This is a genomic window from Nonomuraea gerenzanensis, assembly GCF_020215645.1.
Classification (GTDB): Bacteria; Actinomycetota; Actinomycetes; order Streptosporangiales; family Streptosporangiaceae; genus Nonomuraea; species Nonomuraea gerenzanensis.
The window spans coordinates 4150887-4175291 of the sequence record NZ_CP084058.1 but is presented as its reverse complement, the minus strand read 5'-3'; the positions used below and the strand labels follow the sequence as shown (position 1 = coordinate 4175291).

At 74.7% G+C, this 24405-nt stretch carries 12 protein-coding genes; 11 read left to right on the top strand and 1 reads right to left on the bottom strand.

Annotated elements, in window-relative coordinates; all coding sequences use genetic code 11:
• Positions 1-2 precede the first annotated feature (2 nt).
• Positions 3-1115, bottom strand: coding sequence for an exo-beta-N-acetylmuramidase NamZ family protein (locus LCN96_RS19885; protein ID WP_225274348.1), 1113 nt, complete (start codon positions 1113-1115; stop codon positions 3-5).
• A 58-nt stretch (positions 1116-1173) separates the two neighbouring features.
• Here LCN96_RS19885 and murQ point away from each other — a divergent pair, with 58 nt between their 5' ends.
• The 11 genes from murQ to LCN96_RS19830 all read left to right on the top strand — a co-directional run bounded on the left by murQ (position 1174) and on the right by LCN96_RS19830 (position 24397).
• On the top strand, positions 1174-2073 hold the full coding sequence (gene murQ, locus LCN96_RS19880; RefSeq protein ID WP_225274347.1) for an N-acetylmuramic acid 6-phosphate etherase: 900 nt from the start codon (positions 1174-1176) through the stop codon (positions 2071-2073).
• 55 nt (positions 2074-2128) lie between these two features.
• Positions 2129-3184, top strand: coding sequence for a serine hydrolase domain-containing protein (locus LCN96_RS19875; RefSeq protein ID WP_225274346.1), 1056 nt, complete (start codon positions 2129-2131; stop codon positions 3182-3184).
• 132 nt (positions 3185-3316) lie between these two features.
• On the top strand, positions 3317-4672 hold the full coding sequence (locus LCN96_RS19870; RefSeq protein WP_311132340.1) for an MFS transporter: 1356 nt from the start codon (positions 3317-3319) through the stop codon (positions 4670-4672).
• 1 nt (position 4673) lies between these two features.
• On the top strand, positions 4674-4877 hold the full coding sequence (locus LCN96_RS19865; protein WP_225274344.1) for an MbtH family protein: 204 nt from the start codon (positions 4674-4676) through the stop codon (positions 4875-4877).
• Between the two features lie 5 nt (positions 4878-4882).
• A complete protein-coding gene (locus tag LCN96_RS19860) occupies positions 4883-8443 on the top strand; it encodes a condensation domain-containing protein (RefSeq protein WP_225274343.1) in 3561 nt (1186 codons plus the stop codon).
• A gap of 11 nt (positions 8444-8454) precedes the next feature.
• On the top strand, positions 8455-9495 hold the full coding sequence (locus tag LCN96_RS19855; protein WP_225274342.1) for a MupA/Atu3671 family FMN-dependent luciferase-like monooxygenase: 1041 nt from the start codon (positions 8455-8457) through the stop codon (positions 9493-9495).
• Complete coding sequence (locus tag LCN96_RS19850; RefSeq protein WP_225274341.1) at positions 9492-13973, top strand: non-ribosomal peptide synthetase; 4482 nt, start codon at positions 9492-9494, stop codon at positions 13971-13973. The genes LCN96_RS19855 and LCN96_RS19850 overlap by 4 nt, the downstream gene beginning before the upstream one ends.
• On the top strand, positions 13970-17779 hold the full coding sequence (locus LCN96_RS19845) for an amino acid adenylation domain-containing protein (protein ID WP_225274340.1): 3810 nt from the start codon (positions 13970-13972) through the stop codon (positions 17777-17779). Before LCN96_RS19850 ends, LCN96_RS19845 begins: the two co-directional genes overlap by 4 nt.
• Positions 17779-21195, top strand: coding sequence for a non-ribosomal peptide synthetase (locus LCN96_RS19840; protein WP_225274339.1), 3417 nt, complete (start codon positions 17779-17781; stop codon positions 21193-21195). The genes LCN96_RS19845 and LCN96_RS19840 overlap by 1 nt, the downstream gene beginning before the upstream one ends.
• Entirely contained in the window at positions 21195-23225 is a 2031-nt protein-coding gene (locus LCN96_RS19835) for a beta-ketoacyl synthase N-terminal-like domain-containing protein (RefSeq protein WP_225274338.1), read from the top strand. Before LCN96_RS19840 ends, LCN96_RS19835 begins: the two co-directional genes overlap by 1 nt.
• Positions 23222-24397 (top strand): cytochrome P450, encoded by a 1176-nt coding sequence (locus LCN96_RS19830; protein WP_225274337.1) that lies wholly within the window; start codon positions 23222-23224, stop codon positions 24395-24397. The genes LCN96_RS19835 and LCN96_RS19830 overlap by 4 nt, the downstream gene beginning before the upstream one ends.
• The last annotated feature ends 8 nt before the right edge of the window (positions 24398-24405 follow it).

The following is a 24405-nucleotide window of genomic DNA, read 5'->3' as shown; positions in this document are numbered from 1 at the left end:
CCTCAGCGGTAGAGCAGCGATCCCTCGGGGCGGCCCGGCGGCGGGCACAGCTCGCGCGGGTCGGCCCCGTCATCCAGGCACCTGGTCAGGGTGCCGGACCCCCACAGGTGGTGCAGGAACAGGTCAGGCCCCTGCCAGCGCAGGTCGCCCGGGTAGAGCGTGCGGGCCACGTGCAGGATGGACAGGCCCGTCAGCACGGGCCTGAAGCTCTCGCGGTCGTGCACGTGCAGCTGCACCCCGCGTACGGGGATGCCGGCGTGCTTGTGGAACGTCGGCGTGAACCACACCTCCCTGAACCGGACGCCCGGCAGGCCCAGCGCGGCCAGTGCCGGGGCGAACCTGGCGTCCGCGTACGGCGCCCCGATCAGCTCGAACGGCCTGGTCGTGCCGCGCCCCTCGGAGAAGTTCGTGCCCTCGACGAGGCCGGTGCCCGGATAGACCAGCGCGGTGTCCGGGGTCGGCATGTTGACCGAGGGCATCACCCAGGGCAGCCCCGTCTCGGCGTGGCTCATCTCGCGCCGCCAGCCCTCCATGGTGACGACCGTCAGGTCCACGTCCAGCCCGAACAGCCCGGCCAGCTCCCCCACGGTCCTGCCGTGCCTGATCGGCAGCGGGAAGCGGCCCACGAAGCTGGCGAACGCCGGGTCGAGCGGCGGCCCCTCCGTCACGGTCCCGCCCAGCGGGTTCGGCCGGTCCAGGACCACGAAGCGCAGGCCGAGCCGGGCGGCCGACTCCATCAGGTCGTACATGGTCCAGACGTAGGTGTAGAAGCGGGTGCCCACGTCGGCGATGTCGAAGACCAGCGTGTCCACCCCGGCGGAGGCCACCACGCGGTCCAGGGCCTCCCCGGACAGCTGGTAGGTGTCGTACACGGGCAGGCCCGTCCGCTCGTCCACGGCGTCGCCCTCGGACCCGGCGGCCTGCGCGGTGCCGCGCAGGCCGTGCTCGGGGCCGAACAGCGCGGTCAGTTTCACCCCCGCGGCCGGGAGGGCGTCGGCGGTGGGGGTCAGGTCGGGCAGGACTCCGGTGGGGTTGGTGATCAGGCCGAGGCGGGCGCCGCCCGCGAGGGCGGGGTCCGTGGCCAGCCGTTCTGCTCCGGTTCTTACGTGCGGCATGGAACCCATTGTCTGAAAGATATTTACAAGAGAGAAGTAGAGGGTGGAAATTAGCGACATGATTGAGCCGCTGCCCGAGCTGTCCACCGAGCAGAACGATCCCCGCTACAGCCAGATCGACCGGCTGCCGACCGAGCGGATCGCCCGTCTGATGAACCAGGCCGACGCCGCCGTGCCCGCCGCCGTGGCGGTGGCCATCCCGGCGATCTCGGCCGCCATCGACGCGATCGCCGAGCGGATGGCCGCCGGAGGGCGGCTGTTCTACGTCGGCGCCGGCACGTCGGGGCGGCTGGCCGTGCTCGACGCCAGCGAGTGCCCGCCCACGTTCGGCACCGACCCGTCGCTGGTGCAGGGGGTGATCGCGGGCGGGCCCGACGCGCTGACCCGCTCCGTGGAGGGGGCGGAGGACGACGCGGAGGCGGGCGCCGCCGCGCTGAAGGACCTGAAGGTGGGACCGCTCGACTCGGTGGTGGGCGTGTCCGCCAGCGGGCGGGCCCCTTTCGTGCTGGGCGCGCTGGCGGAGGCCGCGAGCCGCGGCGCGCTCACCGTCGGCCTGTCCTGCAATGACGACGCGCCGCTGTCGGCCGCCGCCGAGCACGCGATCGAGGTGGTCGTGGGCCCCGAGGTGGTGACCGGCTCCACCCGGCTGAAGGCCGGCACGGCGCAGAAGCTCGTGCTGAACATGATCTCCACGATCTCGATGGTCAAGCTGGGCCGCACGTACGGCAACAAGATGATCGAGATGTCGGCCATGAACAGCAAGCTCGCCGGGCGGGCCATGCGCATCGTCGCCGACATCACCGGCGCCGACCGCGAGACGGCGGGCGCGGCGCTGGACGCGGCGGGCGGGCAGGCGAAGGTCGCGGTGCTGATGATCCGGCACGGGCTCGACGCCGACGGCGCCCGCGCGCTGCTGCAGTCGCACGGGGAGCGCCTCAGCGACGCGCTCAGCGGCTGAGCGCACGGGCGCGGGGATCGGGGGACGCGGGGACGATGATCTTGAATGGGGGACGATGAGCGACCGGCTGGAGGCGGTGCTGGCGGACGCGGTGCCGCGCGTCTGCGCGGCGGCGGTCGCCCTGATCGCCGCGAACGGCTCCGTGGCGGCCTCGGCCGCCGCCGGGGAGCTCGTCCGCTACACCGACGCCGGCGGGACCCTGGCGGCGGACCGGCCGCCCGCCCGCCTCGACTCGATCTTCGACCTGGCCTCGGTCAGCAAGCTCTGCACCACGGTCGTGCTGCTCCGGCTGGCCGAGGAGGGGCGGCTGGGCCTGGACGAGCCGGTCGCCCACTGGATCCCCGGGACCGATCCGCGGATCACGCCGCGCCGCCTGCTCACCCACACGGCGGGCCTGCCCCCGATCCGCCGGATCGACAGGGAACTGCCCGGCGCGGACGCCGCCGCGCGGATGGCGGCCATGGTCCGCACACCGATCGGCCACCCGGTCGGCGGCCCCTACCTCTACAGCGACGTCGGCATGGTGATGGCCGGCCGGCTGGCCGAGCTGGCCGGGGGCGCGCCGCTGGACGCGCTGGTCCGCACCCGGATCACGGACGTGCTGGGGCTCGCGGACACGGGCTACCGCCCCGCCCGCGCGGACCGGGTCGCCGCCACCGAGTGCAAGGCCGAGCGGCCAGGGCCCGGTTGCGTGCGGGGCGAGGTGCACGACGAGACCGCGTACGCGCTGGGCGGCGTGGCCGGGCACGCCGGCGTGTTCGCCACCGCCGGCGACCTGCTGGCCTTCGGCGAGATGCTGCGGCGCGGCGGCGGGCCCGTGCTGCGCCCGCACAGCGTGGCCGAGATGACGCGCGACCAGGGGGCCGGGGGCGCACCCTTCCGGCACGGGCTGGGCGTGCGGATCGGCGACCCCGGCATCGTGGGGCCGCTGGACGGCGCGTACGGCCACTCGGGCTTCACCGGCACCTCGCTGGTGATCGACCCCGCCCGCCGCCTGACCGTGGTGCTGCTGACGAACGCCGTGCATCCCGTACGGGGCCGCGACGGCATCAGGGAGCTACGGCACGCGGTGGCTTCCGAGGCGCTGCGACTGGTTGACCTCAACCGTTGACGGCTAGTAATTGCCAGACCACAAATAGCTTATTGCTCGTGCTCGAAACTGTGTGTGAAGGTACAAGTGAGGCGACCGTGAGAAACGGGGCGTCTTGAAGGTTCCTTTTTACCAGAAGGGCCTCGGGCACATATGGATGAACCTCCTGCGTCCCAACGAAACGGCTTTTTTCAGCGATTCGCTGGAATGGGAAGATTCGGCTTGGTGTGGTGTGGCCAGGTCGTCACCCTGATCGGCAATTCCGTTCTCCGCTTTTCCCTGGTCATTCAGGCCTGGACGGCCGATCATCAGGCCACGCAGGTGGTCGCGCTCTCCCTGTGCGCGCTGCTCCCCCAGATGCTGCTCAGCCCGACGGCGGGCGCGATCGTGGACCGCTGCCGCAAGCGCACCGCGCTGCAACTCGCCGACCTGGGCGGGCTCGTGGCCGTGGCCGGGCTGGCGGCCGTGTACTTCCTCGGCGACCTGCACCTGTGGCAGGTGTACGTGACGGTCGCGCTGCTCGGCGCCGCCGCCGCCTTCCAGTTCCCCGCCCTGTCGTCGGCCGTGCCGCTGCTCGTCGGCAAGGAGCAGCTGCAGCGGGCCAACGGGCTGCTGGCCACCGCCAAGAGCGTGGCCGACGTGGGCGGGCCCGCGCTGGCCGGCCTGCTCGTGGTGACCGGCGGGCTGGGCGCGGTGCTCTGGATCGACCTGGTCAGCTTCGCCGTCGCGCTGGTCACCGTACGGCTGGTCCGCATGGACGGCGACCGGCCGGGCGAGGCGGGCACCCGCAGGCGGCTCGGCGCCGACTCCCTGGAGGGGCTGCGCTACCTGTTCGCCCAGCCCAGCCTGCGCGGCCTGATCCTCGTGTTCTTCACGGTCAACCTGGTGATGGTGTTCGGGTTCGCGGTGGTGCAGCCCATGATCCTGGCCAGGACGGGCAGCGACGTCTCCGCCCTGGCCGCCGTGAACGCCGGCATCGGCGCCGGCGGCATCGCGGGCGGCCTGCTGCTGGCGGCCTGGGGCGGGCCGCGCAACCGGGTGCGCGGCATGATGCTCGGCGTCGTCGGCATGTGCGTGAGCGCGCAGATCGTCATGGCCATGGTGCACGGCGTGGTCGCCTGGACCGCGGCCATCCTCGCCGGGGCGCTGATCATGCCGATCGTGAACGGCTCGATGCAGTCGATCATCCAGACCAAGGTGCCGGAGGAGCGGCAGGGGCGGGTGTTCGGGGCCGTCATGTTCGTCTCGCAGATCTCCTCCCCCATCGCCATGGCGTTCTCGGGGCCGCTCGCCGACCACGTCTTCGAGCCCCAGGCCGCGGCCGGCACCGGCCTGGCGGGCCTGCTGCGTCCCCTCGTGGGGGCGGGGCCGGGCAGCGGCATGGCCGCCATGCTGCTGATCGCCGGCCTGCTCGGCGCCGGCGCCGCCCTGTGGGGGCTGGCCCGCCGCGCCGTACGCGACATCGACGTGCTGACGCCCGACCTGGAGAGACAACCCGCGGGAGGCTGACGTGACGACCAACCCCTTCGAGGACGAGAACGGCACCTACCTGGTGCTCGTGAACGAGGAGAACCAGCACTCGCTGTGGCCCGCGGGCCTCGACGTGCCGGCGGGCTGGCGGGTGGCGCTGGCGGCGAGCCCGCGCGCCGCGTGCCTGGAGCACATCGAGACACATTGGACCGACCTGCGCCCGGCGAGCCTCGCGCGGGACTGACCGTGGTGAGCGAGCTGGTTCACGAGGCCTTCGCGGCTCAGGCGGCCCGCACGCCCGGCAGGACGGCGCTGGTCTGCGGCGCCGACCGGCTGACCTACGCCGAGCTGGACGCGCGGGCCGACGCACGGGCGGCCTGGCTCCGCGACGTGGCCGGCGCACAGGCGGCCGGGCTCGGTGGCGTGGCCGGCCGCCTGGTCGGTGTGCGCATGGAGCGCGGCGTCGAGCTGGTGGTCGCGCTGCTGGCCGTGCTCAAGGCCGGCGCCGGTTACCTGGTGCTCGACCCGGCCTTCCCCGAGGAGCGGCTGCGCGGCATGGTCGCCGACGCGGGCGCCGCCGCCGTGCTCTGCCCCGACGGTCTCGAACGCCCGCCGGGCGGCGCCGCGACCCGGCACGACGGGGTGGCGTGCGTGATGTTCACCTCCGGCTCCACCGGCAGGCCCAAGGGCGTCGCCGCGCCGCACCGGGCGATCACCGCCACGGTGACCGGCCAGGAGTACGCGCCGTTCGAGGCGACGTGGCCGCAGTGCTCGCCGACCTCGTGGGACGCCTTCGCCCTGGAGCTGTGGGGGCCGCTGCTGTCCGGCGGGACGTGCGTGCTGTACCCGGGGCCGCGGCCCGACCCCGTGGTGCTGGCGCGGCTGGTGGCCGAGCACGGGGTGAGCGCGATGTACCTGTCGGGCAGCCTGTTCAACGTCATCGTGGACGAGTGCCCGGACGCCCTGGCCGGGCTCCGCCACCTGATCGTCGGCGGCGAGGCGCTGTCGCCCGCGCACGTCCGCCGCGCCCTCGACCGGCATCCGGCACTGCGCCTGCGCAACGGCTACGGGCCCGTCGAAGGCATGATCTTCATGACCACCCATCCCGTGGCCGGCGTGGACGGGCCCGTGCCCATCGGCACGCCGCTGCGCGGCAAGCGCGCGCACGTCCTGGACGCGCGGCTGCGGCCGGTCGCCGACGGGGAGGTCGGGGAGCTGTACGCGGCCGGGGACGGGCTGGCGCTCTACTACGCCGGCCGCCCCTCGCTGACCGCCGAACGCTTCGTGGCCGATCCCTTCGGCGCACCGGGCGAGCGCATGTACCGCACCGGCGACCTCGTGCGGCGGGGGGCCGGTGGGGTGCTGGAGTTCGTGGGGCGGGCCGATGAGCAGGTGAAGGTGCGCGGCTTCAGGATCGAGCCGGCGGAGGTCGAGGCCGTGCTGGCGCGGCATCCGGGGGTGGCGCGGGCCTGTGTGGTGGTCCGGGAGGACGTGCCGGGGGATCGGCGGCTGGTCGCCTACGTGGTGCCGCGCGGCGGGGGTGTGGCCGAGTCCTTGCGGGCGCAGGTGGGCGCGGTGTTGCCCGAGTTCATGGTGCCGTCGGCGTTCGTCGAGGTCGAGTCGTTGCCGTTGACCGGGACCGGGAAGCTGGATCGGGCCGCGCTGCCCGTGCCGTCGTACGTGGCGGGCGGGGGTGGCTTGCCGGGGTCTGCGGTGGAGCGGGTGTTGTGCGGGTTGTTCGCCGAGGTGTTGCGGGTGGATGAGGTGGGGGTGCATGACGACTTCTTCGCGATGGGTGGGGACTCGTTGAGGGTGGTCAGGCTGCTCAGCAGGATTCAGGTGGAGTTGGGGGTGGAGGTGGGGGTCAGGACGCTGTTCGAGACACCCACGGTGGCGGCCGTCGCCGCCCACCTCGGCCCCGCCGCGCTCGGCTCGCCCGTCGCGTCCAGCGCGCCCGCCACGTCCCCCGTCCTTCCCGGCGCCACTGCCGCATCGGGCGCTTCCGCTGCGTTCGCCCCCTCCTCCGCGTCCCCCTCCTTGCAGGTGCCGTTGTCGGCGGCGCAGCGCCGGTTGTGGTTCCTCGACCAGGTCGATGCGGGCGTGGCCTACACCATGCCCATGCTCGTACGCCTGCGCGGCCCCGTGAACGTGCCCGCGCTGCGCGGCGCGCTGCAGGACGTGGTGGCCCGTCACGAGCCGCTGCGGACGATCTTCACCGTGCACGACGGCGAGCCCGCCCAGCGGGTGTTGCCGGCCGGCGCGGCCACGCCCGGGTTCACCGCCGTCGAGGTGCCGGCCGCCGAGCTGGACGAGCGGGTCGCTGCAGCGGCGCGGCACCGGTTCGACCTGGGAGCCGAGCTGCCCATCCACTCCGTGCTGTTCACGACGGGGCCGGGCGAGCACGCGCTGCTGCTGGTCATGCACCACATCGCCACCGACGGGTGGTCGCTGCCGCCGTTCATGCGCGATCTGTCCCTGGCCTACCGGGCGCGGCTGGACGGCGTGCCCGCCGTCTGGACGCCTCTGCCCGTCCGGTACGCCGAGTACGCCGCGCGGCACCGGGAACGGGTGGACGCCGTCGCCGCCGACGAGCTGGCGTACTGGCGCAAGGCCCTGAAGGGCATGCCCGAGCGGCTGGCCCTGCCCCGCTCCTCGCGCCCGGCGGGCGAGGCCGCCGCGGGCACGGTGGTGCGGCAGATCGGGGCCGGGGCGCACGCGCGGCTGGTGGAGCTGGGCAGGCGGCACGGGGCCACGCTGTTCATGGTGCTGCACGCCGGGCTCGCCGTCGTGCTGCAACGGGCGGGGGCGGGCACCGACGTGCCCATCGGCGCGCCCGTCGCGGGGCGGTCCGGCGGCGCCGCGTCGGGCGGCTCCGTGGACGAGCTCGTGGGGTTCTTCGTCAACCTGCTCGTGCTCCGCACCGACCTGTCGGGGGATCCGGCGGCCGGGGAGCTGGTGGCGCGGGTGCGGGAGACCGACCTGGAGGCGTTCTCGCATCAGGAGGTGCCGTTCGAGCGGGTCGTGCACGAGCTGAACCCGGTGCGGTATCCGGGGCGGCAACCGCTGGTGGACGTGGTGCTGGCGCTGCAGAACAACCTGCGGTCCGAGGTGACGCTACCCGGGGTCGAGGCGCGGGTGGAGGTGGTCAGGACCGGGGCCGCCCGGTTCGAGCTGCTGGTGGACGTGACCGACGACTACCTGCCCGGTGGGGTGCCGGCCGGGATCGTGGTGACGCTCGAGTATCGGGCGGACGCCTTCGAGCGGGCGGTGGTGGAGTGGCTGGGCGATGCGCTGGTGCGGGTGCTGGAAGGCATGGCGGCGGCGCCCGACACGCCCGTCTCCCGGATCGCCGTGCCACCCCCGCCCAGGACCGCCCCGGCCGCGGCCCCGCCCCCGGCTGCTGGCCCGGAGCTGGGCGCGAATGCCGAGCTCGAACGGCGGATCGCCGCCGTCTGGGCCGAGGTGCTCGGTGTGGCGCGGGTGGAGCGGGACGACGGGTTCTTCGCGCTGGGCGGCAACTCCCTGAGCGCCGTACGGGTCGCGGCCCGCCTGGCCGGCCAGGGCCTGCCCGCCACCGCCACCCACCTGTTCGCCTCCCCCACCGTCGCCACCCTGGCCGCCACACTCGCCGCCGCCTCACCGCTCCCACAACCAGCCACAGCACCGACCACAGCACCGACCACAGCACCGACCACAGCACCGACCACAGCACCGACCACAGCACCGACCACAGCACCGACCACAGCACCGACCACCGGGCCCGCCATCACCCGCCTGCCCAGAACCCCGCGCAGCACCCACCCCCGGTGAGGAGCACGTCCATGGACCTCAGCGTGATGTTCTTCGGTGCCGACGACGCCAGCACCGGACACGCCACCAAATACGACGACATCCTGACCATCACCCGAGCCGCCGACCGGCTGGGCTTCACCGCCGTCTGGACCCCCGAGCGCCACTTCCAGCAGGTCGGCCAGGTCTTCCCGAACCCGGCCCTGCTCAGCGCCGCCCTGGCCACCGCCACCGAACGCATCCACCTGCGCGCCGGCAGCCTGGTGCTCCCCCTGCACCACCCGCTGCGGGTCGCCGAGGACTGGGCCGTCGTGGACAACCTGTCACGCGGCCGGATCGGCGTCTCGGTCGCCACCGGCTGGCACTCCAGGGACTTCGTGCTCGCCCCCGGCGCGTACCAGGACCGCAGGGAGCGCGCCTTCCGCGACCTGGCGCTGCTGCGGCGGCTGTGGGCGGGCGAGGCCGTGGAGTTCACCGACGGCACCGGCGGCCAGGTGGCGGTGACCGCGCAGCCGCGGCCGTACTCCGCCTGCCTGCCGCTGTGGACCACCACCTCCGGCAGCCCGCAGACGTGGGAGGCGGCCGGCCGCATGCGGACGAACATCCTCGGCGCCACCATCGGGCAGACCCGCGACGAGCTGGCCGGGAAGATCCGCCTCTACCGCGACGCCTACGCCGCCGCCCCCGGCCAGCCCGGCACCCCGCCCAGGGGCACGGTCACGCTCATGGCCCACACGTACGTGGCCGCCACCGACGAGCTGGCCAGGGAGCGGGCCGGCGGGCCGCTGAAGGCGTACCTGAGGTCGTACCTGGCGCAGACCGCCGTCAACAAGGGCGCGCGGGCCGCGGCGCTGAGCGAGGAGCAGCTCGCGGCGCTGACCGAGTTCGCCTTCCAGCGCTACCTGACCTGGGGCGGCCTCATCGGCTCGCCCGAGACGTGCCGCAAGGCCCTGGCCGACCTGGCGGACCTGGGCTGCGACGAGGTGGCCTGCTTCGTCGACTTCGGGCTGGGCCGCGACGAGGTCCTGGCGAGCCTGGCGCGCCTGGCCGAGCTGAGCCGGGAGGACTCATGAGCACCGCTGACCGGTTCGCCGCGCTGAGCACCGAACGCCGGGTGGAGCTGCTGCGCCGCCTGGTCGAGGCCGGCCGGCTGGAGGCGATCCCCGACATCGTGCCCCCGCGCGACCCCGCCCGGCCGGTGCGGCTCAGCCCCGCGCAGGAGGACCTGTGGGTGTACGAGTCGCTGTATCCGGACACCGCCGCACTCAACCTGTGCTGCTCCTACCACTTCGACACCCCGGTCGATCCGGCCGACCTGGAGGCGGCGCTGACCATCGTCCAGGGGCACCACGACACCCTGCGCATGCGCATCACGGGTGAGGTGGACACCCTGCGGGTGGTGTCCGCGCCGGTGGAGCCGTTCAAGCTGGAGCGGCTCGACCTGCGCGGCACCGGCGTCGGCGTGCGCGCGGCGCTGCACGCCTTCAGCCGCCGCACGTTCGAGCTGGACGGCGGGCCGCTGATCAGGGGCCAGTTCATCACCGTGGACGACACGCGGGCCACCCTGGTCCTGGCGCTGCACCACATCGCGACGGACTGGTGGTCGTTCGACGTGCTGCACGGCGAGCTGACCGAGGCCTACCGCACGGTGCGCGACGGCCTCCCGCCGCGCCTGCGCCGGCCCGCGATCCAGTACGCCGACTTCGCCTCCTGGCAGCGGGAGCTGGAGGCGGCCGGGGTGTTCGACGCCCAGCTCGGCTGGTGGCGCGGCTACCTGGCCGACCTGCCCCGCCCTCTCACGGCAGGCCCGGGCGGGACCTCGGCGACGGCGGGCGGCTTCGGGGTCGAGCAGGTGACCTTCCGGATCGGCGCCCCCGTCGAGGCCGCCGTGCGGGCGCTGGCCAGAGAACGCGGCGCCACCGTGTACGGGGTGCTGATGACGGCGTTCGCGGTCTTCGCGCACCGGCTGAGCGGCGCGCCCGACCTGATCACCGGCACGCCCGTCGCCAACAGGTCCGCCAAGGGCCTGGACCGCGTCATCGGCTACGTGATGAACTCCGTCCCGGTCCGCTGGCGCTTCGGCGACCGCACCACGTTCGCGGAGCTGCTGGCGCGCTTCACCGCCGAGTTCCCGCAGGTGCTCGCGCACGCCGACGTGCCCGTGGGCCGGATCGTGCGGGCGCTGGACCCGGAGCGGGTGGCGGGGCGCTCGCCGCTGTTCCAGTGGGTGTTCATGCATCTGCCGCGCCAGGCGAGCGTGGCCAGGCTGCGGGAGATCGCCGATCCCGAGCGGGTGCACACCGGCGGGGAGCACGACCTGATCGGGATCGTGCGTGACGGGGACGACGGGTTCGAGGCGAGCCTGGAGTTCCGTACGGACGTGTACGCGCCCGGCGTCGTACGGGCGTGGGCCGAGAGCTTCACGACGTTGCTCGGCGCGCTGGTCGCCGAGCCGGACGCGCCCGTGTCCCTGGCCGCGCTGCTGCCCGAGGAGCCGCCGTCCGGCTCCGTCCCCGAGGTGCCCGCGACCACGCTGTACGGGCTGGTGGCGCGGCAGGCCGAGCGCTCGCCCGGCGCCGTGGCCGTCGAGTCGGAGGACGGGCGGCTCACGTACGGGGAGTTGCTGGAGCGGGCCGACCGGCTGGCCGGGGCGCTGGTGGAGCGCGGAGTGGGGCCCGAGCGGGTGGTGGCGCTGGGGCTGGGGCGGTCGATGGCCATGGTGGTGGCGATCCTGGCGGTGCAGCGGGCCGGTGGGGCGTACCTGCCGGTCGATCCGGACGATCCGGCATCGCGGGTGGCGTGGCTGGTCGGGGACGCCGGCGCTCACCTGCTCATCGCCGGGCCGGAGGTGCTGCCCGGGCTCGACGTGGAGCGGCTCTCTCCCGACGCCACCTCCACCAATGATGTGAAATTTCCGGACATCGACGTGCGCGGCGCGGCGTGGGTGATCTACACCTCCGGCTCCAGCGGGCGTCCCAAGGGGGTGGTGGTCAGCCACGCGGGCGTCGCCTGTCTGGCGCACTCCCTGGTGACGACGTTCGGGCTCGACGCGGACAGCCGGGTCCTGCAGCTCGGGGCGCCGACGTTCGACATCTCGGTGGGCGAGCTGTGCCTGGCGTTCGGCAGCGGCGGCACGCTCGTCGTGCCGCCGGCCGGCCCCCTGGTGGGTGACGAGCTGGGGCGGGTGCTGCGGGAGCGGCGGGTCACGTTCGGGCTGATCCCGCCCGCTGTGCTGGCCACCGTGCCGCCCGGCGACTACCCCGACCTGCGCGGCGTCTGCGCCGGGGCCGACGTGTGCCCGCCCGAGCTGGTGGCGCGGTGGGCGGACAGGGGCTTCTGGAACGCCTACGGGCCCACCGAGACCACGGTCGGCTCCAGCGTCAGCGACCCGCTCACCCCGGACGGCACTCTCCCGCCGATCGGCCGCCCGCTCACCGGCACCCGCCTGTACGTCCTGGACACCCGCCTGCGCCCGCTGCCCGTGGGGGTGCCCGGGGAGCTGTACGTGGGGGGCGTGGGGGTGGCGCGCGGCTACCTCGGCCGGCCCGGTCTCACCGCCGAGCGGTTCGTCGCCGACCCGTACGGGGGTCCGGGCGAGCGCATGTACCGCACGGGGGACCTCGTCCACCGGCGGCCGGACGGGCAGCTCCAGTTCCTCGGCCGGGCGGACGACCAGGTGAAGGTGCGCGGCCACCGGATCGAACCGGCCGAGATCGAGGCGGTGCTCGCGACGCACGCCGCGGTCGCGCGGGCGGCGGTGGCCCGGCACGGCGACCGCCTCATCGCCTACCTCGTGCCCCGTGCGGCGGCCCCGGTCGACACCGCCGGCGTGCTCGCGCATGCGGTGGCCAGGTTGCCCGTGCACATGGTGCCGAGCGAGTTCGTGGTGCTGGAGGCGCTGCCGCTCACGTCCCGGGGCAAGCTGGACAGGGCCGCGCTGCCCGAGCCGGACGCACCAGCGGAGGCGTCGCGCGAGCCGGTCACCGACCGCGAGGCCGCCCTCTGCGCGCTCTTCGCCGAGCTCCTCGATCTGCCCCGGGTGGGCGCCGAGGACGACTTCTTCCGGCTGGGCGGCGACAGCGTGACGGCCATCCAGCTCGTCAGCCGGGCGCGGGAGCGAGGGCTCGGGCTGACGCCGCGCGAGGTGTTCGTCGCCAGGACCCCGGCCGCGCTGGCCGCCCTGGCGCGCGTCGCCGCGCGTGCCGTCGCCGACGTGCCCACCGGCCGGTTCCCGCTCACGCCGATCATGCACTGGTGGCGCGAGCACGGCGGCCCGCTGGACACCTTCACCCAGTCCCTGGTGGTGCCCGTCCCCGAGGGGTGCGGCGAGGAACGCCTTCGGGCGGCCCTGCGCACGCTGACGGCCCGGCACGCCGCCCTGCGGATGCGCCTGCTGCGGCACGCCGAGGACGATTGGGAGCTGGAGGTGCCGGCCCCGGAGGAGGCGGCGGAGGTCCCGTTCGTCCGCGCCTGGAAGGACGAGGTCCCGTTCGTCCGCGCCTGGAACGACGCGGCCCCCACCGCATCCGCAGCCCGTCCCGATCCCGGGCGCGGCGTCATGCTCGCCGCCACCTGGACCGCCCCCGACCGGCTCCTGCTCACCGCCCACCACCTGGCCGTGGACGCCGTCTCCTGGCGCCTGCTCGGCCCGGAACTGGCCGCCCTGCTCAACGGAGAGGACCACACCCCACCCCAGGGCACGTCGTTCGCCCGGTGGTCCCTCCTCCTGGCCGCCGAGGCGCAGCGGCCCGAGCGGGTGGCGGCCGAGCTGCCGCTGTGGGAGCGCATGTCGGCCGGCGAGCCCCTCCTGAGCCCCGACCGGCGGCCGCCCACAGGGCGCGGCGGCCACGGGCGGCGCGCCGTCCTCACCAGGACGCTCCCGCCCGGCCTCACCGAGCAGGCCATCACCCACCTGCCCGCCGCCTACCGCTGCGGCCCGAACGAGGTGCTGCTCACGGCGCTGGCCATCGCCGTGACCCGGTGGCGCGGCGGGACGAGCGTGCTGGCCGAGGTCGAGGGACACGGCCGCGAGCCGTTCACGGACGACCTCGACATCTCCGGCACCGTCGGCTGGTTCACCGCCCAGTACCCCGTCACCCTCGACGCCACGGGCAGCCCGCCGGAGGCGCTCAAACGCATCAAGGAGACCCTCCGCGCCATCCCCGGGGCGGGCCTCGGTCACGGCCTCCTGCGCTACCTCAACCCGGACACGGCAGCCAAGCTGAGCGCGCTGCCCGCGCCCGACCTGCGCTTCAACTACCTGGGCAGGTTCGAGGGCGAGCTGGAGGGCATGCCCGACACCCCGCTGGCGTACGCGGTGGAGCTGGACGCGGTGGCCCTGACCGGCCCCGACGGCACCCGCCTGACGGCGAGCTGGTCCCACCTCCCGGACCTCGACGTCCTGGACCTGGCCGAGCGATGGGAGGCGGCGCTGGCCGAGCTGGCCGCCCGGCCTGACGAGGGCGGCGCGACCAGCTCGGACTTCCCGCTGGTCGAGCTGACCCAGGCGCAGCTCGACGCCCTCGAAGCGGACCTGGACGCCGAGTGGTGAGCGGCCGGCTGGCGGACGTGCTGCCGCTCTCCCCCGCCCAGGAGGGCCTGCTCTTCCACGCCCTGTACGGCGGCGGCGACGCGTACGTGATCCAGGCCAGGTTCACCCTCGGCGGGCAGGCCGACCCGGCACGGCTGCGCGCGGCGCTGGAGTCCCTGCTCGAACGCCACCCGAACCTGCGCGCCTGCTTCCGCCACAAGGGCCTCGCTCACCCGGTGCAGCTCGTCCCGCACCGCGTCCGCCTGCCGTGGACGGAGGTGGAGCCGCCGACGGAGGCCGACCTGGAGCGAATGCTGGAGGCGGACCTGCTGCGCCCGTTCGACGTGACGCGTCCGCCGCTGGTGCGCGCCACGCTGGTGCGGCGGCGCGAGCTGGTGCTGACCATGCACCACCTGCTCGTGGACGGCTGGTCGATGCCGATCCTGGCCCGCGAGCTGGCCGCCCTGTACGCGGGCGGCCCCCCGCTGCCGCCCGCGCCCCCGTTCCGCGACTACCTGGCGTGGCTGCGCGCCCAGGACGGCGAGCAGGCGCTGCGCGCGTGGCGCGAGGCGCTCGCCGGGCTGCCGGGGCCCACGCTGCTGCGGCCGGGAGCCGGCGCGGCCAGCCCCCGGCAGGAGGCGGTGGAGCGCGAGCTGCCGCCCGAGCTGGGCGAGGCCGTGCGGCGGCGGGCCCGCGCGGCGGGGGTGACCGTCAACACGCTGGTGCAGGCGGCGTGGGGGCTGGTGCTGGCGCGGATGACCGGGCGCGCGGACGTGGTGTTCGGCGCGGTGGTGTCGGGACGGCCGCCTGAGGTGGCGGGCGTGGAGTCGATGGTGGGGCTGTTCATCAACGCCCTGCCCGTACGTGTGCGGCTCGGCGCGCCCGGCCTGCTGCGGCGGTTGCAGGACGAGCAGGTGCGGCTCACCCCGTTCCATCATGTACGGCTGGCGGACGTGCAGCGCGGGACCGGCGAGCTGTTCGACACGCTGCTCGCCTTTGAGAACTATCCCCGCGAGGGGCTCGAATCCGGTCAAGGTTTGCGGCTGACCGGGGTGCATGACGCGACGCATTACCCGGTCACGGTGACGGTGGTGGCGGGGGAGCGGTTGTGGGTGCGGCTGGGGTATCGGCCTGATGTGGTGAGCCGGGTCGAGGCTGAGGCCGTTGTGGCGCGGTTCGTGCGGGCGTTGGAGGTGGAGGAGGTGGACTCGGGCGATGTTCTGCCGCCCGAGGAGTACCGGCTGTTGGAGAGGTGGGGCGGCGCGGGCGGTGGGTCGGTGGCGGCCGGTGGGTCGGTGGTGGAGCGGTTCGCGGCGCAGGTGGCGCGGGTGCCCGGCGCCGTGGCGGTGGAGCACGGTGGGCACACGCTCACCTACGCCGAGCTGGACGCCCGCTCCGACCGGGTGGCGGCGCGGCTGGACCTGGCCCCGGAGACACCGGTCGCGCTGCTCATGGAGCGCTCCCCCGAGCTGGTGGTGGCGCAGCTCGCGGTGCTCAAGGCGGGCGGGTGCTATGTGCCGCTGGACCCGGGACAGCCGCAGGCTCGGCTGGCGTGGCTGCTGGAGGACAGCGGCGCGCAGGTGGTGCTGACGAAGCTGGACGAGAACGGCCCACCGGTGGTGCCGGCGAAGCTGGACGGGAACGGCACGCCGGTGGTGCCGACGAAGCTGGACGAGCGCTCCGTGCCCCCGCACGCCGCCGCCTACGTCATGTACACCTCCGGCTCCACAGGCACCCCCAAGGGCGTCGTCGTCACTCACGCGAACATCCTCGACCTGGCCACCGACCACCGCTTCACCGCCCACCACCGGGTGCTCCTGCACAGCCCGCACACCTTCGACGCGGCCACGTACGAGCTGTGGGTGCCCCTCCTCAACGGCGGCACCGTCGTCGTAGCCCCGCCCGGCCCCCTCCACCCGGACACCATCGACCGCTCCCGGCTCAGCGCGGTGTGGCTGACGGCCGAGTTGTTCCGCACGCTGGCCGACCTGACGCCGGACGTGCTCGCCCGCGTCCCCGAGATCTGGGCGGGCGGCGACGTGCTGGCTCCGGAGGCGGTGCGGCGGCTGGCGCGGCGCGGGGCGCGGATCGTCAACGGGTACGGGCCCACGGAGACGACGACGTTCGCCACCAGCCACGAGGCCGGCCCCGAACCCGGGACCGGGCCCGTCCCGATCGGCCGCCCGCTGGACGGCACGCGCGGGTACGTCCTGGACGCCCGCCTGCGCCCCGCCCCGATCGGCACCGTCGGAGAGCTGTACCTGGCCGGTGCCGGGCTGGCCCGCGGTTACCTGGGCCGGCCGGGGCTGACGGCGGAGCGGTTCGTGGCGGATCCGTTCGCGGTGGGTGAGCGGATGTACCGGACCGGGGATCTGGCGCGGTGGACGTTCGGTGGGGAGCTGGAGTTCGCTGGGCGAGCGGACGGGCAGGTGAAGATCCGCGGGTATCGCATCGAGCCGGGTGAGGTCGAAAGCGCCCTGGAGTCCTGCCCGGACGTGGACCGCGCCGTGGTCAGCGCCGTGGTCAGCGCCGTGGTCAGCGCCGTGGCCGGTTCCGTCGATGGGCAGGCGGCGTCGTCGGGGCGGCGGTTGGTCGCGTACGTCGTGCTGCGTGACGGCGGGACGCCGGCACGGGTGCGGGAGCACCTCGCCGCCCGCCTGCCGAGACACCTGCTCCCCGCCCAGTACGTCCTCCTCGACCACCTCCCCCTGAACCCGCACGGCAAGGTGGACCGCACCGCGCTCCCCACCCCCGCCCCACCGGCAGGCCACCGCCCGCCCGCCGAGCCGCGCACGCCGCGTGAGAAGGAGCTGTGCGAGCTGTTCGCCGAGGTGCTGAGCGGCGCCACCCCCGGACGTGCCGCCGGGGCGGTGGGCGTGGACACGGACTTCTTCGACTCCGGCGGCGACTCGCTGCTCGCCATGCGCCTGACGGCCGCCGTCGAGGCCAGGCTCGGGCTGCGGACCTCGATCGCCGCCCTGTTCGAGGCGCCCACCCCGGCCGCGCTCGCGGTCCGCCTCGACAGGGCCGCGCCGGAGCTGGACCTGTCGCCGCTGCTGACGTTGCGTGCCGAGGGGGACGGGGTGCCGCTGTTCTGCGTGCATCCGGGGCGGGGCATCGGCTGGTCGTACACCGCGCTGCTGCCGCACCTCGCGCCGGGACGGCCGGTGCACGCCCTGCAGTCGCCGGTGCTCCAGGACCCCGGCCACGGAACGCCGGACAGCATGCGGCGGATGGCCGAGGACTACCTGGCGCGGGTGCGGGCCGTCCGTCCCGAGGGGCCGTACCTGCTGCTGGGGCACTCGTTCGGCGGGCTGCTGGCGTACGAGATGGCGGCCTGCCTGCGCGCGGACGGGCAGGAGGTCGGGCTGCTCGCCTCGCTGGACGCGGTGCCGTGGCCGCCGGGCACCCGGGCCGACCCGGCGGAGGTCGAGCAGGAGGCGCTGACCATCCTGCTGCGCACGCGCACCCTGCACCCGTACGCGCAGCCGGGGGCGCTGGAGCGGGCGCGGGTGTTCGCCGCCGTGCGGGAGAGCGAGGGCCCGCTGTCCGGGCTGGACGACGAGCGGCTGTCGGCCGTGGCGGACGCCGTGGCCGGGCATCTGCGGCTGGCGGTCACCTACCGGCCGTCGCCGTTCGACGGGACGGTGCTGCTGTTCTCGGCGACGGCGCAGCCAGGCGGGCTCTCCTCGGCGGCCAAGGCGGCGCGGTGGGCGCCGGCCCGCGTGCGGGTGCACGACGTCGGCTGCGGCCACAGCGACCTGCTCAGGCCGGGCCCGGCCGCCGCGGTCGCGGAAGTCCTCGAACCGATCCTCAGGAGTGTGTGATGGCGCCGGTCGAGTACGAGTTCCCCGTGTCGCCCGCGCAGGCCAGGATGCTGGTGCTGGACCAGCTCAACCCGGGCACCGCCCAGTACAACGTGCCCGTGGCCTTCGCCGTGCGCGGGCCGTTCGACGTCGCGGCCTTCCGCGCCGCCCTGGACGTGGTGGTGGCGCGGCACGAGTCGCTGCGGACGGTGTTCCGGCCGGGTGACGGGGCGTACGTGCAGGTGGTGGCCGAGGAGGCGGAGGCGGCGCTGCGGGTGCTGGAGGTGCCGGCGGCCGGGGTGCACGAGGTGTTGCGGGCGGAGGCGGCGGTGCCGTTCGACGTGGAGGTGGGGCCGCTGCTGCGGTGCGTCGTGTACGTGCTGGACGACGGCAGCCACCTCGTGCTGCTGACGGCGCACCACCTGGTGTGCGACGGCTGGTCACTGCGGCTCCTCCTCCAGGAGCTCGCCGACGCCTACCACCCCGGCACCACCGCCCCGGCCTCCTCCGTCACCGCACCGGTCTCCTCCGCCACCGCACCGGACCAGGGCACCGGCATGCCGGAGCCGCCCCCTGTCCAGTACGCCGACTACGCCGCCTGGCAGCGGGAGCGTCTCGACGCGCACGCCCTGGACGCGGCGGTCGCGTACTGGGCGGACTCGCTGGCGGACGCCCCCGGGACGCTCGCGCTCCCCACCGACCACCCCCGCCCGGCCGTGCAGTCCACGGCGGGCGGCGTGCACCGGCTGAACCTCCCCCCGGACCTCAGGGAACGCCTGGCCAAGGTGGCCGCCGAGCGGAACGCGACCCCGTTCACCGCCATGTTCGCCGCGTTCGCCGCGTTCCTGTCCAGGATCACGGGACAGCGGGACTTCGTCGTGGGGGTGCCGGTCGCGGGCCGCGACCACCCCGGCCTCCAGGGCCTGATCGGCCTGCTCGCCAACACGCTGGCGTTACGGGCCGAGGTGGCGGGCGAGCCGTCGTTCCTGGACCTCGTGACGCGCGTACGCGACCGCCTCCTGGCCGCCCATCCCCACCAGGAGGCCCCGTTCGAGGCGGTGGTGGAGGCGCTGGCCCCCGGCAGGGAGCTCAGCCACGACCCTCTCGTACAGGTCATGCTGGCCTACGACGACGACACCCGGCTCGCGCTCGATCTGCGGGGTTGCGTCACGGAGCGGGTGGAGCTGCTGCTCGACGACGCCAAGTTCGACCTGCTGCTGAACGTGCAGCGGGACGGCGACGGGCTGGCCGCCCACTTCGTGCACCGGGCGGACCTGTTCGAGCGGGAGACCGTACGCCACTGGGCGCACGCCTTCGAGACCCTCCTGGACGGCCTGCTCGACCGCCCCGATCTGCCCGTGACCGCCCACGACCTGCTGGCGGCCGGTGAGCGCCACCGGGTGCTGCACGAATGGAACCGCGCCGCCGCCCCCGTCCCGGCCGGGCTCGTCCCGGACCTGGTGGCCGAGCGCGCCGCCGAGCGGCCCGACGCGACGGCGCTGGTCTGCGGCTCCGTCAGGCTCACCTACCGGGAGCTGCTGGAACGCGCCGACGGGCTGGCCGCCGGGCTGCGGGCGGCGGGGGTGGGGCCTGAGGTGCCGGTGGGGCTCTGCCTGAGCCGGGGGGCCGGGATGGCGGTGGCCGCGCTGGGGGTGCTGCGGGCGGGGGGCGCGTACGTGCCGCTCGACCCCGGGCATCCGGAGGCGAGGCTGCGGTTCATGATCGAGGACGCCGGGGTGCGGTTGCTGATCACCGACGGGCCCGAGGGTCCCGGCGCGCCTGCGGACACCGCCGGCAACGGGCCGGGGGCTTTCGGGGTGCCGGTGACCACGGTCGACGGCGGGGCGATCCCGTCCATCGGCCCCGCCACGGACGCCCGCCCCACCCTGCGCGACACGGCGTACATCCTGTACACGTCCGGCTCCACGGGCAGGCCCAAGGGCGTCGCGGTCGAGCACCGCGCGCTGCTGAACCTCGCCACCGCCGTCCGCCCGCAGTTCCCCGTCACCAGTGAGGATCGGGTGCTGCAGTACGTGTCGTTCGGGTTCGACGTGGCGGTGTCCGATCTGTTCTTCACGTTCGTGGCGGGGGCGGAGCTGCATGTGGCGGCCGAGTGCGAGCGGCTCGGTGAGGATCTGTACGCCCGGCTGCGCGACTCCCGCATCACCTACGCCTTCCTGCCGCCGTCGGCCGCCATGTCGCTGCCGTACCCGCCGGACGGCTGGCGCGACGCTCAGGAGGAGGGGCTGCCGGAGCTTCGTACGCTGGCCATCGGTGGTGAGGCGTGCCCGCCGGAGCTGGTGGCGCGCTGGGCGACGGCGCGGCGGCGGGTGGTGGACGCGTACGGGCCGAGCGAGAACACCGTCTACGCCACCACGGCCGACCTCGTGCCCGGGCGGCCCGTGGTGATCGGGCGTCCGGTGGCCAACACCCGGGCGTACGTGCTGGACGGGCGGCTGCGTCCGGTGCCGGTCGGCGTGACGGGCGAGATCTACCTCGCGGGGGCGAACCTGGCGCGCGGGTACGCCAACCGGCCCGCCCTGACCGCCGAGCGGTTCGTGGCCGACCCGTTCGGGCCGCCGGGCGAGCGCATGTACCGGACCGGGGATCTGGGCCGTTACGACGCCGACGGGGTGCTGTCGTATCTGGGCCGGGTGGACACTCAGGTCAAGCTGCGGGGCTTCCGGGTGGAGCTGGGCGAGATCGAGACCGTGCTGGCCGCGCATCCGGGTGTGGCGATGGCGGCGGCGGCCGTGCGCGGGGACCGCCTGGCCGTCTACGTGGTGCCCACGGCAGGACTCGGCACAGAGCCCGATGCGGCGCCTGACGCGGGATCGGGCGTGGGGCCGGACGCGGGGCCGGGTGGAGGGCGTCGTGGGGGGCCGCTGACCGTGGTGGAGGTGCGCTCCTGGCTGGGGGCGCGGTTGCCCGGTTACATGGTGCCCGACGCGGTCGTGTTCGTGCCGGAGCTGCCCGTCAGCAAGTCCGGCAAGGTGGACAGGCAGCGGCTGCCGGAGCCGCCGCTCACCCGGCCGGACCTGGACAGCCCGTACGTGCCCCCGGGCACCCCCACCGAGCGGCGGATCGCCGGCGTGTGGGCGGCGGCGCTCGACCTGACCCAGGTGGGCCTGCACGACAACTTCTTCGACCTGGGCGGCAACTCGATCCGCCTGCTGGCCGTACTGGCGGCGCTGCGCGAGGACGGCCGAAACGGCGGCCGAGCGAACGGCCAGGCCGATGGACGGGCCGATGGACGGGCCGGCGGACGGGACGGCGGGATCAAGCTGGTGGACCTGTTCCGGCATCCCACGGTCGCCACCCTGGCCGCCTTCCTGGATGGGACGGGCCCGGGAGCGGGTGACGAGCCGGAGCAACGGGGGCGGAGCAGACGCGAACGGCTGGCCGCTCGCAGGAACGCGCAGAGAGGCGAGATGTGATGAGCGACGTACCGGCGGTGGCGATCGTGGGCATGAGCGGCCGCTTCCCGGGGGCCCGCGACCTGGGCGAGTTCTGGCGCAACCTCCTCGACGGCGCCTGCTCGATCGCGGACTTCACCGAGGAGGAGCTGCTGTCGGCCGGGGTGGACGCCGCCGAGCTGCGCAGCCCCGGCTATGTGGCGTCGAAGGGCTTCCTGGCGGACGCGGACCGGTTCGAGCACGAGCTGTTCGGGTTCAACGCCACGGAGGCGGCGGCGCTGGACCCGCAGCACCGGCAGCTCCTGGAGACGGCCTGGTCGGCGCTGGAGGACGCCGGCCACGACCCGCGCCGCACCCGTCTGCGGACCGGCGTGTACGTGGGCGGCGGGCCGAGCGAGCACGCGGTCGCGGCCCAGGTGGACGGGCGGTTGCGGGCCCGGCTGGGGGCGATGCGGGCGCGGGTGTTCACCGATCGGGAGTTCATGGCGGGCTGGCTGTCGTACCGGCTGGGCCTGACCGGGCCGAGCCTGACCGTGCAGACGGGCTGCTCGACGTCCCTGGCGACGGTGCACGTGGCCGTGCAGGCGCTGCTCAACGGGGAGTGCGACCTGGCACTGGCGGGCGGCGTGTCGATCGACTCGCCGTATCCGCGCGGCTACCTGTACGAGCCCGGCGGCATCTCCTCCCCCGACGGCCGGTGCCGCCCCTTCGACGAGAAGGCGGCGGGCACGGTCGGCGGGGACGGGGTCGGGCTGGTGGTGCTCAGGCTGCTGGAGGACGCCGTGGCGGACGGCGACCCGGTCTACGCCGTCATCCGCGGCACGGCGGCGGGCAACGACGGGGCCGGGCGGGTGGGGTTCACGGCGCCCGGGGTGGACGGGCAGACCTCGACCATCGTGGAGGCCTGGGCGGCGGCGGGGCTGGACCCGGCGGACGCGCAGTTCCTGGAGGCGCACGGGACGGGCACGGACCTCGGCGACCGCATCGAGGTGGCCGCCGCCGCGGCGGCGTTCAGAGGGGCCAGGCGGTGTGCGCTCGGGTCGGTGAAGTCCAACGTCGGGCATCTGAACGCGGCTGCGGGCGTGGCAGGGCTGATCAAGGCGGCGCTGATGTTGCGGCACCGGACGATGGTGCCCACCGTGAACGTGACCCGCCCGCACCCGGACCTGGCCCTCGACGACACGCCGTTCCGTCTGCTCACCCGGGTCGAGGAGTGGGAGCGTCCGGCTTACGGGCCGCGCCTGGCTGGGGTGTCGTCGCTGGGGATCGGCGGCACGAACGTCCACGTCGTCCTGGAGGAGCCGCCCTCTGGCCCGGCCGCCGCTGACACTGCTGAAGGTGCCGAAGGTGCGGGTGTGGTGCTGCCCTTGTCGGCGTGGACCGGCGCGCAGCTCGCCACCGCCGCCCGCCGCCTGGCCGCCGCGCTGCGCGAGCCGGACGCGCCCCGGCTGGCCGACGTCGCCCACACCCTGGCCCACGGCCGCGCGGCCCTGGAGGCCCGCGCCTACGTGACCGCCACGACCCGCGAGCAGGCGGCCACCGCCCTGGAGTCCCTCGCCACCGGCCTCGACGCGAGCCGGGACGACCACCGGAGCACGAGCACAGCGCAGGCCGCGAGCCGTACCACCGCCATCGGAGCAGCATGGGCAGCCGGACACGAGGTGACCTGGCCCGAGACGGGCGGCCACCGCACCCACCTGCCCACCTATCCCTTCGCCGGACACCACCACGGCGCCCTCACCCTCACCCCTCCCCCGACATCCCACCAACCCCCAGCTCGACAGCCCGACACGGAGACGGCCGTGACCGCGCTCTTCCGCACCACCCTGGCCCTGACCGGCGAGCAGGACCTCGACCGCACCTACTTCGCGGCAGGCGGCGACTCCCTGACCGCCGTCTTCCTGGTCAGCGAGCTGCGTGACCGCTTCGCCCTGGACGTCCCCATCGACCTCTTCCTCACCGAACACCCCCTGCGCGAGCTGATCTCCCGGGCCGTGCACGGCGAGGAGGAGGACCTGCTCGCCGACCTCCTCGACGAGCTGGAACCATGAGACCCCAGCCACCCCCCGGCACCCTGGACGACCTGGACCTCCTCGACCCCCACCTGCACGCCTCCCACGACCTCACCCCGCTCTGGCGGCGGCTGCGCGCCACCGACCCGGTACGCAGGCACGACACGTTCTGGAGCGTCACCCGTCACGCCGACGTCCTTCGCGTCGTCCGCGACCCGGACACCTACACCTCGCTGCGGGGCAACATGCTGCGCACCCTCCTGCGCGGCCACGATCCGGGCGCGGGCAGGATGATCGTGGTCACCGACGGCCCCCGGCACGCCGTCCTGCGCCGCGTGCTCACCCCGGGCTTCGGCCCCCGCACGCTCGGCCCCGTCACCCACTCGATCATCGAGGCCACCAGGGGCCTGCTCAAGGCCCTGCTCAGGGAGGGCGGCGGCGACTTCGTCCAGGAGGTGGCCGCGCAGGTGCCGCTGCGCGCCATCTGCGAGCTGCTCGGGGTGCCGGAACGGGACCGGCAGCGCGTCCTGGAGCTGACCGCGCAGGCCATGCTCGGCGAGGAGGGCACCGGCGTGGCCGCCAGGATCGCGCAGAGCGAGATCCTCCTCTACTACACCCGCCTGGCCGCCGAACGCAGGTCAGCCCCGGGCACCGACGTGATCAGCCTGCTCGTCTCCGCCGACCTCACGGAGGAGGAGGTGCTGCTCAACTGCTACAACCTGATCATCGGCGGCGACGAGACCGCCCGGCTGGCGCTGGCCGGGGGGCTGCTGGCGCTGGCCACGTACGAGGCGGAATGGGCGCGCCTGCGCGCGGACCCCGGCCTGGTCGGGACGGCCACCGAGGAGATCCTGCGCTGGACGACGCCGGCCGCCCACGTCGGCCGGGTCGCGACCCGCGCGGCCGAGCTGGGCGGGCGGCGCATCGAGGCGGGCGAGGTGGTGGCGCTGTGGACGGTGTCGGCCAACCGCGACGAGACGGTCTTCGACGACCCCGACCGCTTCGACGTGGGCAGGCGGCCGAACAGGCACCTGACCTTCGGCCACGGCCCGCACTTCTGCCTGGGCGCCCAGCTCGCCCGCGCCGAGATCGAGGCCCTGCTGGTGGAGCTGCGCGCGAGCGTGACCCGCATCGAGGTGACGGGCCCTGTGACGTGGCTGCCGTCGAACTTCGTCAACGGCGTCGCGACGCTCCCCGTCGCGCTGGCGTAGCCTGCGAG